13 protein-coding genes are annotated in these 15,462 nt (G+C 66.7%); 7 read left to right on the top strand and 6 right to left on the bottom strand.

Annotated features, from left to right (window positions below):
• The first annotated feature begins 121 nt into the window (after positions 1-121).
• Complete coding sequence (locus LC490_RS08020; protein ID WP_031373057.1) at positions 122-583, top strand: hypothetical protein; 462 nt, start codon at positions 122-124, stop codon at positions 581-583.
• An 827-nt stretch (positions 584-1,410) separates the two neighbouring features.
• Entirely contained in the window at positions 1,411-1,944 is a 534-nt protein-coding gene (locus tag LC490_RS08025) for an SRPBCC family protein (RefSeq protein WP_223619828.1), read from the top strand.
• A 165-nt stretch (positions 1,945-2,109) separates the two neighbouring features.
• Here the strand turns inward: LC490_RS08025 and LC490_RS08030 are convergent, their stop codons facing one another.
• Both LC490_RS08030 and LC490_RS08035 read right to left on the bottom strand, forming a co-directional pair.
• The gene (locus LC490_RS08030; RefSeq protein ID WP_051885196.1) at positions 2,110-3,525 is read right to left on the bottom strand and encodes a serine hydrolase domain-containing protein; all 1,416 of its coding nucleotides are present in this window, start codon (positions 3,523-3,525) and stop codon (positions 2,110-2,112) included.
• A 232-nt stretch (positions 3,526-3,757) separates the two neighbouring features.
• Positions 3,758-5,350, bottom strand: a complete 1,593-nt coding sequence (locus LC490_RS08035; RefSeq protein ID WP_223619829.1) for a choline dehydrogenase — start codon at positions 5,348-5,350, stop codon at positions 3,758-3,760.
• A gap of 257 nt (positions 5,351-5,607) precedes the next feature.
• Between LC490_RS08035 and LC490_RS08040 the strand changes: the two genes are divergently transcribed.
• Together LC490_RS08040 and LC490_RS08045 are read left to right on the top strand one after the other, a co-directional pair.
• A complete protein-coding gene (locus tag LC490_RS08040; protein ID WP_051885195.1) occupies positions 5,608-6,996 on the top strand; it encodes a translocase in 1,389 nt (462 codons plus the stop codon).
• Positions 6,993-7,883, top strand: a complete 891-nt coding sequence (locus LC490_RS08045) for a metallophosphoesterase (protein ID WP_223619830.1) — start codon at positions 6,993-6,995, stop codon at positions 7,881-7,883. The genes LC490_RS08040 and LC490_RS08045 overlap by 4 nt, the downstream gene beginning before the upstream one ends.
• 142 nt (positions 7,884-8,025) lie before the next feature.
• Here LC490_RS08045 and LC490_RS08050 read toward each other — a convergent pair whose 3' ends face one another.
• Both LC490_RS08050 and LC490_RS08055 read right to left on the bottom strand, forming a co-directional pair.
• On the bottom strand, positions 8,026-9,180 hold the full coding sequence (locus LC490_RS08050) for a hypothetical protein (protein ID WP_223619831.1): 1,155 nt from the start codon (positions 9,178-9,180) through the stop codon (positions 8,026-8,028).
• 203 nt (positions 9,181-9,383) lie between these two features.
• The gene (locus LC490_RS08055) at positions 9,384-10,058 is read right to left on the bottom strand and encodes a hypothetical protein (RefSeq protein WP_223619832.1); all 675 of its coding nucleotides are present in this window, start codon (positions 10,056-10,058) and stop codon (positions 9,384-9,386) included.
• Positions 10,059-10,489: 431 nt separating this feature from the next.
• Here LC490_RS08055 and LC490_RS08060 point away from each other — a divergent pair, with 431 nt between their 5' ends.
• The 3 genes from LC490_RS08060 to LC490_RS08070 all read left to right on the top strand — a co-directional run bounded on the left by LC490_RS08060 (position 10,490) and on the right by LC490_RS08070 (position 13,522).
• Positions 10,490-11,851, top strand: coding sequence for an MFS transporter (locus LC490_RS08060; RefSeq protein ID WP_223619833.1), 1,362 nt, complete (start codon positions 10,490-10,492; stop codon positions 11,849-11,851).
• Positions 11,848-12,978, top strand: coding sequence for an NAD-dependent epimerase/dehydratase family protein (locus LC490_RS08065; RefSeq protein ID WP_223619834.1), 1,131 nt, complete (start codon positions 11,848-11,850; stop codon positions 12,976-12,978). Before LC490_RS08060 ends, LC490_RS08065 begins: the two co-directional genes overlap by 4 nt.
• Positions 12,979-13,171: 193 nt before the next feature.
• On the top strand, positions 13,172-13,522 hold the full coding sequence (locus LC490_RS08070) for a DUF1304 domain-containing protein (protein WP_223619835.1): 351 nt from the start codon (positions 13,172-13,174) through the stop codon (positions 13,520-13,522).
• Positions 13,523-13,588: 66 nt separating this feature from the next.
• On the opposite strand, the gene LC490_RS08075 is transcribed toward LC490_RS08070, so the two are convergent.
• On the bottom strand, positions 13,589-14,248 hold the full coding sequence (locus tag LC490_RS08075) for a polymer-forming cytoskeletal protein (protein WP_152566312.1): 660 nt from the start codon (positions 14,246-14,248) through the stop codon (positions 13,589-13,591).
• A 260-nt stretch (positions 14,249-14,508) separates the two neighbouring features.
• Positions 14,509-14,736: a hypothetical protein gene (locus LC490_RS08080; RefSeq protein ID WP_223619836.1), complete on the bottom strand. Its 228-nt coding sequence runs from the start codon at positions 14,734-14,736 to the stop codon at positions 14,509-14,511.
• Positions 14,737-15,462 lie beyond the last annotated feature (726 nt).

Raw genomic sequence — 15,462 nt, forward strand, 5'->3', positions numbered from 1 at the left:
CGCGTCGGCGGTTGCACGCGGGTCCGACTCCCGCGGCTCTGTCTTCACAGAGTCCCTTTCCACTGGGCTTACCGCACCACCACTGATCAATCCCTGATCACCACTGACGAGGAGCCATACCATGGCCGTTAAGAAAGCTGCTAAGAAGTCCGCCGCCAAGAAGGCGACGAAGAAGGCTGTCAAGAAAGCTGGCGCGAAGAAGGTTGCCAAGAAGGCCACCAAGAAGACCGCCAAGAAGGCAGCCAAGAAGACCGTGAAGAAGGCCGCCAAGAAGACCGCACGCAAGGCCACCAAGAAGACGGCCAAGAAGACTGCGAAGAAGGCGACCAAGAAGACTGCTAAGAAGGCAGCCAAGAAGGCGACCAAGAAGACCGCCAAGAAGGCTGTGAAGAAGGCCGCCAAGAAGACCGCCAAGAAGGCGGCTAAGAAGGCTCCGAAGAAGGCTGCCAAGAAGACTGCCAAGAAGGCCGCCAAGAAGACTGCTAAGAAGGCCGCCAAGAAGGCCCCGAAGAAGGCCGCCAAGAAGGCCCGCAAGTCCAAGGCTGCAGCTGCGTTGCCGGCCACCCCGGCTCCGCTGATCTAAATAAGAAAAACCCCGATTAAGCCGTAATCAAGCTCTCTCCCCGCAGCCCAGGCGGGGGGAGAGTTTTTTTTGGGGTGAGCAAAGGCGCTTGCGAGCCAGTGGCTCGCGCCTTTGCGAACGCCCGAGCGCTGTGCGCGAGGGCCGGGCGGGCGAAAGACTTCCCAGCCACTGGCTCGCGCCTTCGACGAACGCCCGAGCGCTGTGCGCGAGGGCCGGGCGGGCGAACAGTCCCAGCCGGGTCGGCTTTTGCTTTCGCGGACACCCGACTGCCACACGCTGGGGCGTCAAGAGCAAATCTCCCCAACCCCTCTTTTCCAAAGAGGGGGGTGCTGACGATGGGGCGGGGGAGTGAGCGAAGACTTCCGGCGTCACAGGCTGACACCTTCGCAAACGTCCGAAGGCCGAACGCGGGGCGTGGAGCCAAGAGCAAATCTCCCCCAGCCCCTCTTTTTCAAAGAGGGGAGCAGTGGCGTTGGGGTGGAGGGCTGAGGTGAGGTCGGGCTTCCGCACCGGGTACCGGAAGGCTCCTGCAATCACCGTCGGCTATCGCCCCTGTCCGTCGCAACTCATTCCGCCCGCGTGTTCCCAGCCGTCATCCCCGCGAAGGCGGCGATCCAGAGACTTCAGCGTTCTGCCGAGGGAAGCCCCTGCCGTCGGACTCAGCCAAAGCCAGGCCGAACCCGCCGTCTCGGAGTGACGACCGCTGGGCGGCGCGGCTGCGCTCCCATGCCGCGCCGCGCGCCTCTCGTCGGCGAGCTCGCCGCAACCGCTTCCGATCGCCGCGGCAGCGGTTAGGATCGGGCCTGGTCCAATGCCCGGGAAGCGCCATGAAAGCCTTGCTGAAGGGATTGCTGTATCTCGTCGTACTGCTCGCTCTGGTGTTCGTGGTCGGCGGCTTCCTGCTGCCGGACAAGACCCACGTCGAACGATCGATCGCGATCGACCGGCCGCCCGGCGAAGTCCACGCCATGCTCGATTCCTACAAGCGCTTCAACGAGTGGTCGCCGTGGTACGAGCTGGAGCCGACCGCGAAATACGTCTACAGCGGTCCCGAAGCCGGTGTCGGCGCGTCGCTTGCCTGGGAGGGCGTGAAGGTCGGCAAGGGCAGCCAGCGCATCGCCGAGTCGGTGCCGCAGCAGAAGGTCGTCAATGCGCTCGACTTCGACGGCACCCAGGCGGTCGGCACCTTCGACCTCAAGGCCGAGGGCGACGGCACCCGCGTGACTTGGTCGCTCGACAGCGCGCACGGCAACAATCTGGTCTCGCGCTGGTTCGGTCTGGTGCTCGACAAGATGGTCGGCAAGGACTACGACAAGGGCCTGGCCAAGCTCAAGCGGGTGCTCGAAGAACAGCCGCGCTGACGGCGAGCCTGTGATCGGCGAGCGGCCCGCGTTCGGGCCGCGCCAGCGGGTTTGAAACTCGGTCGGGCCATCGACACGCACCCAGCTCGAAACGCAACGGGCCGCGGCATTGCCGCGGCCCGTTGCGTATCCGGCCACCGGTCGCGCCGGTGGTGCGCTCGCGCCTCAGCGCGGCGCGGCGGTCGATTTCTGCGCGTTGCTGCCGTTGGGATCGCGCTGCTGGGTCGGGTTGGACTCGGCGGCGTACAGACCCGGGTCGTCGAAGCCGACATCGATCCAGCGCTCCGGCGGCAGGCCGATGGCGCGATCGAGGATCGTCGGCAACAGGCCGGTCGGCAAACCGCTTTCGCTGTTCCACAGCAGGGCGATGCCGAGGTCGCGTTCGGGCAGCAGTGCGACCACGCCGCGATAACCCTGCACCGCGCCGGCATGGAACACCATGCGATGGCCGGCGTAGTCGTAGACGCGCCAGCCCAGGGCGTAGCCCGCCGAGCTCAGGCGCTGACGGCGCCAGCTCGAACCGCGGATCTCGGTCGGGGTGTCGACCAAGGGCTGGTGCAGCGTCGCCAGCAAGGGCAGCGGCAGCACGTCGGGGCGGTGGCCGGTCTGGGCGATCAGCCACTGCGCCATGTCGCTGGCGCTGGCGTTGACGCCGGCGGCCGGCGGCAGTTGGTAATAGGTCGGCTTCGGCGTCAGCGAGGCCCAGCCGCCGCGAGCGCGCACGTGCGGACGGGCCCAGCGCGCGCTGGCGGTGATGCCTTCCAGGCCGAGGCTGGCGTCGTTCATGCCGAGCGGCTTGAACAGGCGGCGCTGCACTTCCTGGCTGTAGAAGTCGCCGGTCGCGGCGAACACGACGTCGCCGATCAGGCTGAAGGCGATGTTCTGGTAGCCGTAGCAGGTGCCCGGCTGGCAGGTCATCGGCGCATAGGCCAGCTTCTGGGTGAGCACGCGGTAGTCGGCGTAGTTTTCCAGATCGCGGTCGTAGGTGTTGTGGGTCAGGCCGACGCGATGGCTGAGCAGGTCGGCGACGGTGATCTGGCGCGCGGCGTTCGGATCGACCAACTGGAAGCTGGGCATGTAATCGACCAGCTTGCTGTCCCAACGCAGGGTGCCGTCGTTGACGAGCAGGCCGGTCAGAGTGCCGGCGAAGCTCTTCGACAGCGAGGCCAGGCGGAACACGGTGTGGGCGTCGATCGGCTCGGCGTTGCGCACGTCGGTGATGCCGTAGCCGCGCGCGCTGAGAACCTGGCCGTTGTGCACGACCGCCATGGCCATGCCCGGAATGCGTTGGTCGGCGACGAGCTGCTGCGCCATCGCCTCGAATTGGCGGACGTCGAAATCGCTGGCGAGCGGCAACACGCGGCCGGCGGGATTCTGCGCCGAGACGATGTGCTGGCCCGGCGCGAGCGTGCCGTCGAAACCTTGCGCGCGCGCGACCGGTGCCTGCGGCTGCGGACTCTGCCAGCGCAGGGAAGTTTGTGCGGTCGAACCCAGGGTCAAGGTCAGCAGGGCAGCGAGCGTGCCGAGGCGCCAGGGATTGAGTGACCGCCGGGGCGAGCCCGGATTCTTGTCGTGTTTCATCGGTCGCAGCGCCTGCGTGAGCCGGGTTACAACGATTCTAGCGCCGATCTCAGGGAATTGGACAACAAGCGCATTCAGGATTCTGATTTTTCAGGCTTTAATGGCCTGATGAACAGGCCTTGCTGCGGCTTGGTTCAGGAACTTGTCGACGCAGGCGACGAGCGGTTGCGGTGGCCCGACTGCAGGCCGCCGCGGTGGTGCCGCGACGCCCCGATTCGCCCGCCACCTTGCCTCAGATGCGCCCGCTGATCAGGTCCGAGGCGCGCTCGGCGATCATCATCGTCGGCGCGTTGGTGTTGCCGCCGATCAGGCTCGGCATGACCGAGGCGTCGACCACGCGCAGCCCTTCGACTCCGCGCACGCGCAGCCGCGAGTCGACCACCGAGGCGTCGTCGTCGCCCATGCGACAGGTGCCGACCGGGTGGTAGACGCTCTCGGCCTTGGCGCGGACGAACTCGACCAACTCGGCGTCGCTGAGGTCGTCGCGGGCCGGGAAGATCGGTGCGCCGCGATACGGGTCGAAGGCCTTCTGCGCGAACACGGTGCGCGAGAGCTTGGCGCACTCGACCATCATCTTCAGGTCGAAGCCTTCCGCATCGCTCAGGTAGTTGGCTTCGATGCGCGCCTTGTCGCCGGCGCTGGCGCTGGCCAGGCCGATGCGGCCGCGACTGCGCGGACGCAGGAAGCAGGCGTGGGCGGTGTAGCCGTCGCCGGGCAGGCGGTGGCGGCCGTGGTCGTCGAGCATGGCCGGGACGAAATGCATCTGGATGTCGGCGCGCTCGTCCGGCGCCAGCGTCGAACGCACGAAGGCGCCGGCTTCGGCGATGTTGCTGCTGCCCGGGCCGCTGTGGCCGCGCAGGTAATAGTCGAAGGCGATGCGCACATCGCTGACGCGGTCGTAGGTCACGCGCCGGGTCGAGTGCTGCAGGGTGCAGATGTCGAGATGGTCCTGCAGGTTCTGCCCGACCTGCGGCGCGTCGTGCAGCACCTCGATGCCGTGCCGGCGCAATTCCTCGGCCGGGCCGATGCCCGACAGCATCAGCAGTTGCGGCGAATTGATCGCGCCGCCGCTCAACAGCACCTCGCGCGTCGCGTGCTGATGATAGGCGCGGCCGCCGACGCTGTAGGTCACGCCGGTGGCGCGGCCGCGTTCGATGGTGATGCGGTTGACCAGGGCGCCGGTGACGATGTGCAGGTTGTGGCGTTCGCGCGCCGGGTCCAGGTAGGCGACCGCGCTCGAACAGCGCGCGCCGTTCTTCTGGGTCACCTGGTAAAGACCGAAGCCTTGCTGTTTCGGGCCGTTGAAATCCGGGTTGGCGGCATAGCCGGCCTGTTGTCCGGCTTCGATGAAAACGCCCGACAGCGGATTGGTGTAACGCAGGTCGGAGACGTATAGCGGGCCGTGACTGCCGTGCAGGGCGCTGTCGCCGCGGCTGTTGCGCTCGGAACGGCGGAAGTACGGCAGCACGTCGCTCCAGCCCCAACCGCTGGCGCCGGCCGCGGCCCAGTCGTCGTAGTCGCCGGGCACGCCGCGGATGTAGCACATGGCGTTGATCGAGCTGGAACCGCCGAGCACCTTGCCGCGCGGCCACCACAGCACGCGCCGGTTGAGCTGCGCCTCCGGGGCGGTGTCGTAATCCCAGTTCACGCCTTTCTTGCCGACCAGCTTGGCCAGCCCGGCGGGCATGTGGATGAAGGGATGACGGTCGCGCGGACCGGCCTCGATCAACAGCACTCGGGCGTCGGGATCTTCGCTGAGGCGGTTGGCCAGCACGCAACCGGCCGAACCGGCGCCGACGATGATGTAGTCGAACTCTTGGGGCATTCTCGGGCTGCTCTGCATCGGTCGCTTTACTGTGCGGCGAACGTAAGCGCCAAAACTAGAGCATATGCTCCCAATGGCGATACCGCAGCCGCCAGACGCCGTGCTGGCGGTGTGGGACGCCTTGGGCTACCGTGCCGGCAACGAACGGGGCCGGCGCTTTCCGGCACCGCCAGCGGCGAGGAGACCGGGCCCGGCCCGGCCGCGCCGATGACCCGCCAACCGTCGGCCATGCCGGCAGTCCCACACGGAGCGACGGAATGTCGGCAGTCCAAGACGCCAGCCTGCAGACCGGGCGCGTCCACAGCGGGGAATGGCGCGCGGTCGCGTTCTCGCTGGCGTATTTCTTCTGCGTGCTGACCGCGTACTACGTGATCCGCCCGGTCCGCGACCAGCTCAGCGCCGCGGTCGGTTCGACCCAACTGCCCTGGTTCTACGCGGCGACCTTCGTCGCGACGCTGGCGCTGACGCCGGTGTTCTCGGCCCTGGTCTCGCGCTATCCGCGCCGGGTGGTGGTGCCGCTGGTGTATGGCTTCTTCATCGCCTGCCTGCTCGCCTTCGTGCCCTTGTTCAGCGCTCACGGCGTGCTCAGCCCGCGCGCGCTCGGCACCGTGTTCTTCGTCTGGATCAGCGTGTTCAATCTGTTCGTGGTGTCGGTGTTCTGGAGTTTCATGACCGACATCTGGAGCGAGGGCCAGGCGCGGCGTCTGTTCCCGTTGATCGCGGTCGCCGGCACGCTCGGTTCGCTCGCCGGTCCGGTCCTGACCCGGTTGCTGGTCGGCGTGATCGGCGTGGCGCCGCTGCTGATGGTCTCGGCCAGTCTGCTCGGCCTGGCATTGCTGTTCGTCGCTTTGCTAGGGCGCTGGTCGCGCATCCACGGCACTCGCCGCTTCGAGGCCTCGCACGAATCGGCGATCGGCGGCGGCATGCTCGACGGCCTCAAGCAGGTGTTCGCCAATCCCTTCATGCGCTCGATGGCGATCCTGCTGTTGCTCGGCGACTGGATCGGCACGGTCAACTACGGCCTGGTGGTGGACTACTCGAAGGCGACCTTCGTCGATGCGGTCGCGCGCACCCGTTTCGCCGCCGACCTGGACCTGATGACCAACATGATCGCGTTGGCGGCGCAGTTGCTGTTGACGCCTTGGTTGCTGGCGCGACGCGGTGCGGCCACGGTGATCGGGGTGTGGTCGGTGGTGACGGTGTCGATCCTGGCGCTGGTCGCGCTGGTCGCCGACCCGCATGCGCCGCTGACCCAATTGTTCCCGGGCTACGGCGCACTGGTGGCGATGCTGCCGCAGGGCATGGCGGCGATGCTGCTGCCGATGCCGGCGGTGGCGATGGCGCTGGTGATCAGCCGCGGGCTCGCCTACGGCATGGTCGGCCCGGCCCGCGAAAGTCTGTTCAGCAGCGCCGCGCGCACCCTGCGTTACAAGGGCAAGAACGCGGTCGACACCGCCGCCTGGCGCTTCGGCGACGTCGCCGTGGCGACCGCGATGGTCGGCCTGCGCGGCGTCGGTGTGGGTGTCGCCGGCCTGGCCGGCATCAGCGCGGCGGTCGCCGCCGGCGCCGGCTTGATCGGTTGGAACGTCGCGCGCTGGGTGCAGCGTGGCGGCGCCTCAGACACACGAGAGACCTCGAAAGCATGAAACGCGGTTGGCGGCCGTGGCCGCGTCAGTTGTGGCTGCAGCGCTTGTTCGTCGGCGTGGTCCTGTCCGGTGTCGGATGCTTCGCCTGGGGGTTCTTCTGGGAACCGCGGCAACTGGTCGAGCGCGATTACGAATTTCGCCTGCCGCACTGGTCGCGCGACTGCGATGGCCTGCGCATCGACGTGGTCGCCGACCTGCATACCGGCTCGCCGCACAACGGCCTCGACCGGCTAGACCATATCGTCGAGCGGCTGGTCGCGAGCGACGCCCAGGCGGTGTTGATGGCCGGCGATTACGTGATCCTCAGCGTGCTCGGCGGCAGTTACATCTCGGCCGAGCAGATGGCGCCGCATCTGCGGCCCCTGACCCGACGCAAGCCGGTCTATGCGGTGCTCGGCAACCACGACTGGTGGAAGGACGGGGTGCGGGTACGCGCCGCGTTGGAGTCGGCCGGGGTGATCGTGCTCGAAGACCAGGCGCAGGCGGTGCAGCTCGGCGCCTGCCGGGTGTGGGTGGTCGGCATCGGCGACAAATGGGAAGCCGCCCACGACATCGACCGCGCCTTCGCCGGCGTCGCCGACGATGCGCCGGTGCTGGCCCTGACCCACAACCCCGACCTGTTTCCCGAGGTCCCGCCACGCGCATCCTTGACCGTCGCCGGACACACCCACGGCGGCCAGGTGCGCCTGCCGTGGATCGGCACTCCGGTGCTGCCGGCCGACCAACGCTATGCCGGCGGTTACCTGATCGAAGACGGCAAGTCCCTGTTCGTCTCCACCGGCATCGGCACCAGCATCCTGCCGGTCCGCTTCGGCGTGCCGCCAGAGATTTCGCGCTTGACGCTGCGTGCGGCCGTGCCGGGTCGGGAGCGACACGCACCCGATTGAGCCGTTGTCTCAAACTGCAGCTACGGGCTTTCGATAAGCGCCAGCGGCAGCTGAGCAACCGTGTCGTCGAATCGTTCGCCCCGACCAGGCCAGACCAAGCCGGGCCGAAGACGGCACCGGTCCGGATCGAGCGGCTGGCGCTTCAGCGCGCGATGGCCTGCGGTTGCGGATCGTTCGGGCCGCGCAGGTTCTGCGCTTCCTGCGCCTGCGTGGTGTGTGCCTGGAGCTTGCTCAGTCCCTGCGAAACCTGCTCCATCGGTGGGGATTGCGCAGGATCGGCGCTGATATGAAAGCCGGGAGTATGGCCGCCGACCCAGATCTTGCCGCCTACCAGGCCGATCTCGTTCGAGTTCACTTTCGACGGATCGGTCAGGCCGCCTTGCTTGGCCAGCAACATCGCATGCGCCACGGCATTGTCCGGCACGCTGGCCGGCAGCTTGTCGCGCAGCAGTTGGAAGTAGCCGTTGTCCGGGTGGCCGACGTCGCGGAAATCGCGCGAGGCCGCTGCAGGCGCGCTCGCCGCGGTTGGCGTGACCGGTGCCGGGGACTCGGCCGGAGCAGGCAGGGCTGGAGCAGGCACGGCTGGGGTCGGGCGGGCCAGGCTCGGGCTGGTATCGGTAAAGCTCGGCGGCAATCTGAGGCCGGTAAGGCCCAGTTCCTTGAGATTGACCTTGATCTCAGGTGCGGGGTGGCTGGGGTTGCCGACTCTGGCGGCGGCCAGGGTCTCGTTCTCTATCTTGTTGATGAGGGCCAGAGACCGTGGGCCGTAGACCTTCGGGTAGCCGTTGGCCTCGTAGAAATGCTCGCCGATGGCATCGATATTCGCCTTCGTCGCGGCGATCTTGCCGTTCTTGTCGATCGTCAGCCCGGCTTTCGGCGTGTATTTTTCCTTTCCCGGCGTGCCGCCGACATCGAAGTACTGCTCCATCTGGTTGGAGGAGTGAAACAACTTGTCGTAAAGCTGTTCCTTGCTGGCTTTCGGGTTTTCCCTGCGCACGTGCGCGGCTAGCACGTTGAACCCGGCGATCTGGTCGTTCGCCTCGCGCTTGCGGCTCTCGGTGTCGCGGTCTTTGACGAGAGTCGTGTAATCGTGCGGCGACGGACCTTCGGCGATCTTCCTGACCTTGTCCTCGAATGCTTTGTTTCCGTCGGCGATGGCCTGCTTGTTGACGGAATGTTCGATCTCGTGGCCGAACACCAGCCGCAGCGTATTGGCGTTGCGGGGATTGGTATCGGCGCTGTTGAGCATGTCCATCGGCAGTGCGATGGATTTGTCGACCGGATTGAAACCGCCCATGACGCCTCTTGAGCGCAGGGCCGGGTCGAGCGGTTTGATCGTGTCGAGATTGCCGAGTTCGATCGACTTGACGATGCGCGCTTGCAACTCGGGCGTGGTCTTGAGCAGGTCGCGCAGGTTCTTGCCACCGGCTGCGTTGGTACTCTCGAAATCCGTGAGCATCGCTTCCAGTTTTTCGGCGGGCGTGGCCATGGCGGGCTCCTTCAGGCCTGGGTGCTGATGGCGAGACTGGAGATGCAGGCCCGACCTTGCTCAGGGTCCTTATTGCCGTGGGTGTAGATCGCCACTTCGACCTTGCCGCGAACGAAGCTCCAGGGCTCGACCCCGCGGTAGCCGAAGCCGGGGTCGCTGCCGTCGCTGCTCGGCAAGCTCTGGGCCTGGAAGCCCGCCGAGGTCAATGCCTGGCTGTAGTCCTTGAAGTCCATGCTGCAAATCGGCGCGATATCGGCGGCGCCTTGGGCCTGGCTCAGGAAGCGGAAATCCAGCCGCGTGGGTTTTTCCCCCTGCCTGTACGACACCGAGGTCAGGCTGTACGACCACGCGTTCGTCAGCGCACCGCCGAAGCCGTACTCGGTGCGGTCCTCGGAATGGATCTCGACCTTGATGCCGGTCTGCTTTTCGATGTTCTCGGGAGAGAGGTCCTGGGCACCGTGAATGCTGTCGATCAGTTTCAGCACGCGCTTGCCGATTTGTTCGGCATCGAGCCGAGCGCTGTCGGCGAGGGTCGGCGATTGCGTGGTCATGGCGGCATTCTCCTTGGCCGATGCCTGGGGCTGGGGCGTGGTGGTGCAGGATGCGATCAGTGCGCAGAACATCAGTGTGCAGAACAGGGTCGGAAGCAGGCCGGCTCGAGCGGCGGTCGCTGCGGTCGCGCGCATGGGCATCCTCCGTTGATGCGATGGGGAATCAGCAGGCTACTGCCGCGGTGCCCCGTGGACAATCGAACCGGCGCCGAAACCGTGTTTTCCGGACAGCCGATTCAGGCATTTCCTACAAATCACCCACATCGGCACGGAAACGACGGTTGGTTTTGCCGGGCTTGTTCAGGCCCAGGGCGTTTGCTCGATCCGTTTGGGAACCGGACTGCGTCCCCGATCACTGCTTGCGTACGCCGAGGCTCGGAGCGTCCCCACCATGCCGAAGGTCGGTATGACCATCCGCAGGGGCCGCGCGCGGGCCCCGCGGCTAGTTTGGGCGGGGGAACCGGAGCAGCGACGATGCGCAAGCCGAGCGGGCACGACGGGGGTGGACGCGTATCCGCGTCGTTCGCCACGCGCTGCGCTCGTGTCGATGCGATCAGGGCACGGACATGAGCGCTGCGTATGCCAATGCGCATCCGAGCCGGCGCCTGTCCTCGAATGCGCCGCTGTGGTGGTCGCTGCTGTACTTCTTCAGCCTGCTCTGCGGCTATTACGTGTTGCGGCCGGTGCGCGATGCGATGGGCGCTTCGGCCGATGCGGCCACGGTGTTTCCGCAGGCGATGATCGCCTGGGCCCAGGCGCACGGTCTGCAGCTCAAGGACTTCGTGCTGCAGGTGTTGTTCACCTGCACCTTCGTGACCATGCTGGCCTTGCAGCCGGTCTACGGCGCCCTGGTCGCGCGATTCCCGCGGCGGGTGTTTCTACCGGTGGTGTATGCCTTGTTCATCGCCTGCCTGTTGGCGTTCCATTGGGCGTTCAATGCCGGCGTGCCGGGGCGGGGCATGGTGTTTTTCGTCTGGACCGCGGTGTTCAACCTGTTCGCGGTGACGGTGTTCTGGAGTTACATGGCCGACGTGTTCGACGATGCCCAGGCGCGTCGTTTGTACGGCTATATCGGCGCCGGCGGCACCGCCGGCGCGGTGCTCGGGCCGATCCTGACCCAGTGGCTGGTGCAGCCCTTGGGCGTGGCCAACCTGTTGTTGGTCTCGGTAGCGTTCCTGTCGATCTGCGTGCTGTGTATCGTGCGGCTGCGGCCGTGGGCGATCCGGCGCGAACGCGAGCACGGCCTCGACAGCGGCGAGGGCGCGATGGGCGGCTCGATCTGGGCCGGCCTGGAACTGGTCTGGCAGCGACCGGTGTTGCGGGCGATGGCGATCACCCTGTTCTTCAGCGTCGGCGCGGCGACCTTGCTCTACAACCAGCAGGCGGCGATCGCGCGCGAGTTCTATCCCGGCGCCGAAGCCGCGACGCGCTATTTCGCCCGCATCGACAGCGCGGTCAATCTGCTTGCGATCCTCACTCAGTTGCTGCTGACCCGCTGGCTGTTGAATCGCCACGGCGTCGCCCCGGCCTTGTTGATGCCGGGGCTGACCTTGTTGCTCGGCTTCGGCGTGCTGTTGGCCTCGCCGCTGCCGGCGATGGTCGCGATCGTGCAGGTGCTGCAGCGCGCCGGCGAGTTCGCCCTGGCCAAGCCGGCCCGCGAGACCTTGTACACGCGGGTCGACCGGCCCTCTCGCTACAAGGGCAAGGCGGTGATCGATACCGCGGTGTTCCGCGGCACCGACCTGGCCTTCGTCTGGATCCACAAAGGCGTGGCCCTGTTCGGCAGCCAGGCCGTATTCGCGGCCGGCGTGCTCGCCGCCGCCGGCATGACCGCGAGCGCCTGGAGCATCGTGCGCGCCCAGCGCGGCCTGCCGGGCGCGGCTTCGACTCTTCCTTCCGACATCCGCTCTCTACGAGGTGAAGCATGAAAACCAGTCGTCGCGATTTCCTGGCCGCGGGCGCCGCCGGCGCCGGTCTGCTCGCCCTGCCGTCGTTCGCGCGCAGCCTGCGCAAACCGGCGCCGCTGAAGCTGTTGGTGCTCGGCGGCACCGGTTTTCTCGGCCCGCATTTCGTCGAGGCTGCGCGCAAGCACGGCCACAGCCTGACCCTGTTCAATCGCGGCAAGACCAATCCCGGCAAGTTCTCCGGCGAGCAGTTCAGCGACATCGAGCAACTGCACGGCGATCGCAAGACCGACATGAAGGCGCTGGAAGGCGAGCGCCGGTGGGATGCGGTGCTGGACACGTCCGCTTACTTGCCGGCGGACGTGACCCGCTCGGCCAAGTTGCTGGCGCTGAGGGTGAAGCAGTACGTGCTGGTGTCGACGATCTCGGTCTACGCCAAGAACGATGCCCCAAGCGACGAGAATTCGCCGCTCGCGGTGCTGGCCGATCCCAACGTCACCGAGGTCACCGGCGAAACCTACGGCGGCCTCAAGGCCCTGTGCGAGCAGGCCGCCGAACGCGAACTGCCCAAGCGCAGCACCGTGGTCCGCCCGGGGCTGATCGTCGGTCCCGGCGATACCACCGATCGTTTCACCTATTGGCCGGCGCGCGCCGACCGCGGCGGCGAGATCCTCGCGCCCGGCAGCGCGCAGGACCCGACCCAGTTCATCGACGTACGCGATCTGGCGGCGTTCCTGCTGGCGACGATCGAGCACGGCCACTTCGGCATCTATAACGCCGATGCCGCCCCCGGCGCCCTGAGCATGGGCGCGGTGCTGGCCGAATCGCAGCGCGCGGCCAAGGCGAAGTCGACCGTTACCTGGGTGCCGGCGGATTTTCTCGAAGCGCAGAAAGTTTCGCCATGGCAGGACATGCCGGCCTGGATTCCCGCGCGCGGCGAGTACGCCGGCTTCGGCCGTACGTCGGTGGCGAAGGCGCGCGCGGCCGGCCTCACCTATCGGCCGCTGCGCGAGACCGTGCGCGACACGCTCGCTTACTGGCAGGGCCTGCCGGCCGAACGCCGCGCCAAGCCCAAGGCCGGGATCGCGCCGCAACGCGAGGCCGAGGTGTTGAAGGCCTGGCATGCGAGCGCAGATGCGGCGAAGGAGTAGGAGAAGTGAGTGCGGAGGAGTGAGAAGTGAGCGAAAGCCGGTCGCCGGGGGCTTTACTCGTTCCTCACTCCTCGTTCCTCACTCCTCACTCCTCGTTCCTCACTCCTCAGCGCCGACTCCCCCCAGCTGCGCGGCGCCGGGCCGAAGCCTTATGCTGCGGCTCCGACACTCGCCTTAGCCTAGGAGCCTGCCGATGCACTGGATCGCCGTCGCCCTGATCGTTGTGGTCGCGCTGCTGCACCTGTACTTCATGGTCCTGGAGATGTTCCTGTGGACCCGGCCGCTCGGGCTCAAGGTGTTCCGTCAGAGCCTGGAGAAGGCCGAGCAGTCGAAAGTGCTGGCAGCGAACCAGGGCCTGTACAACGGTTTCCTCGCCGCCGGCCTGATCTGGTCGCTGCTGTGCACGCGCCAGGACGTCGCCTTGTTCTTCCTGGCCTGCGTGGTGGTCGCCGGCGTGTACGGTGCGGCCACGGTCAATCGCCGCATCTTCTTCATCCAGGCCTTGCCGGCCTTGCTAGGCTTTCTCGCGGTATGGCTGCACTGAGCGCGCTCGCCGCCTGGCGCGGCACGGCCTGCCGTCGCAGGGGCAGGCCGAATCCGTTTTGCGGCCTCAGCCGCGCAGGATCGAATCGCCCGCGGCGAGGCGCCTGAGCACGCGGCCTTCGTCGAGCACGACGAACTCGTCGATGTCCTGGCCTTCGCGTTCGTCCGCGTCCAGGCCGTCCCATTCCTCGCGATCGAGCACGCCGTCGTCGACGAGCTCGCTGAGGCTGTGCGGAGGCAAGGGCAGGGGTTGTTCGTCGACGATGACGTAGGCGCTGGTGCGCGCCACGCGCAGGCCGTCGGCGCGGTCCAGGGTCAACCAGCCGGCATCGCCGGACAGCAGCACCGGCGCCCGCACCATGCCGGCGACATGGGCGGTGCTGTCGCCGAGGTCGGCGACCACGGCTTCGCTCGCGATCAGATCGCCGGTGACGACCAGATGGAAATCCTGGGCCACGACCAGGTTGCGGCAGCGCAGGTCGCCGAGCACGATCAGGGCGCCACGATCGTGCTCGCCGGTGCCGATCACCGCGTTGCCGGCGAGGTCGAGCGAGCCTTCGACGATCAGGAAGGCTTGGCTGGGGCGCCAGGCCGCGGCGGACGAGGCCTGGCCCCGGATCGAGGCCCAGTCGACATCCATCGCCAATAGCTCCCGTGCCTGAGCGGCGGCGGCGCCCTCGCCGATCAGCGGCAGGCGTTCGATCAATTCTCGTGCGGGAGACGACATCGTTGCGTTCCTTCGACAGGTGCGGGTCCGTGCGCGGCGGAACTGCATGCCGGGAAGCGGCTGCCGATGCGGCGCCGGAGAAGCGCGCGGTGCCATCGGCGGTACCTGTCGTACTTTACGTACGCAATTGCGTGGCCGACAGGGCCATGGTTTGTCGTAATCGGCCGAAATTGGCCGGAATGGGCTGTAGTCGGCCGTGGGCGGCCACGAGCAGTGAGTTGTCAGTCACACCGCGCTGCCGCCCGCCCGGTGTCGCCCGGTCAACCGTGCAGTTTTCTGGCCACCTCGGCGACTTCGGGGCCTTGATGACGTGCTGCGTCGAGTTCGTTATCGCTGGGCTGGCGCGAACCATAACTGCCGGCGATGGTGGCGCTGCCGTAGGGCGCGCCGCCGGTGACTTCGTCCAGACGCGTCTGCCCCGAGAAACCGTAGTTGAGGCCGACGATCACCACGCCGAAGTGGAGCCGGTGGGGGATGATCGAGAACAAGGGGCGGACTCAACCGGTCGATGCAACATTACGCGGATGATGAAGTGCCATGGAGAGAAGTCGGGGCCCTGGGCTAGCCGGGGAACTGGCCGCGCACCCACGCTCGCGAAGCAAGATGCGAAAGTCAAAGTTGGCGAGCACGGAAGGCCAACAGCGAGGACAGATCGTAGATGCTATTTCCATCAGCGAGCGCCCCTCGGAAATCGAGGATCGGGCCATCCTCGGTCATTGGGAGGTGATCCGATCACAGGGTCCAAAAACACTCACATTGCAACTGTGGTGTAACGGCAATCGCGCTTTACGATGCTTGTGAACGTCAACAGCCGCGACACGGCCAGCGTGGTATCCGCATCGACTCGCCTAGTCGGTAAGCTCCCGATGGAGCTGCGAAGGTCTCTGACCTGGGATCGTGGCGGAGAACTGGCCGGCCACAAGCAGTTCACCATCGCCACCGACGTGAAGGTCTTTCTGCGGCCCTCAAAGTCCTTGGCAACGTGGCACCAACGAAACACCAACGGTTTGCTCGGACAGTACTTCCCGAAGGGGACCGAACTGTCGATCCATTGCCAAGTCGAGCTGACTAGGATGGCCTTGCGCTTAAACCAGCGTCCGAGAAAGACGCTGGGATTCGTGACGCCAGCCTGTAAGCCGAGCGCAGCTGTTGCGTTGACCGGTTGAACCCGCCCCCCTTTTGTTGCAACCTCCCCAAAGCCCATAAGCCAAACC

It is taken from the genome of Lysobacter sp. ESA13C, from assembly GCF_019970005.1.
In the GTDB taxonomy this organism is placed as follows: Bacteria; Pseudomonadota; Gammaproteobacteria; order Xanthomonadales; family Xanthomonadaceae; genus Lysobacter; species Lysobacter antibioticus_B.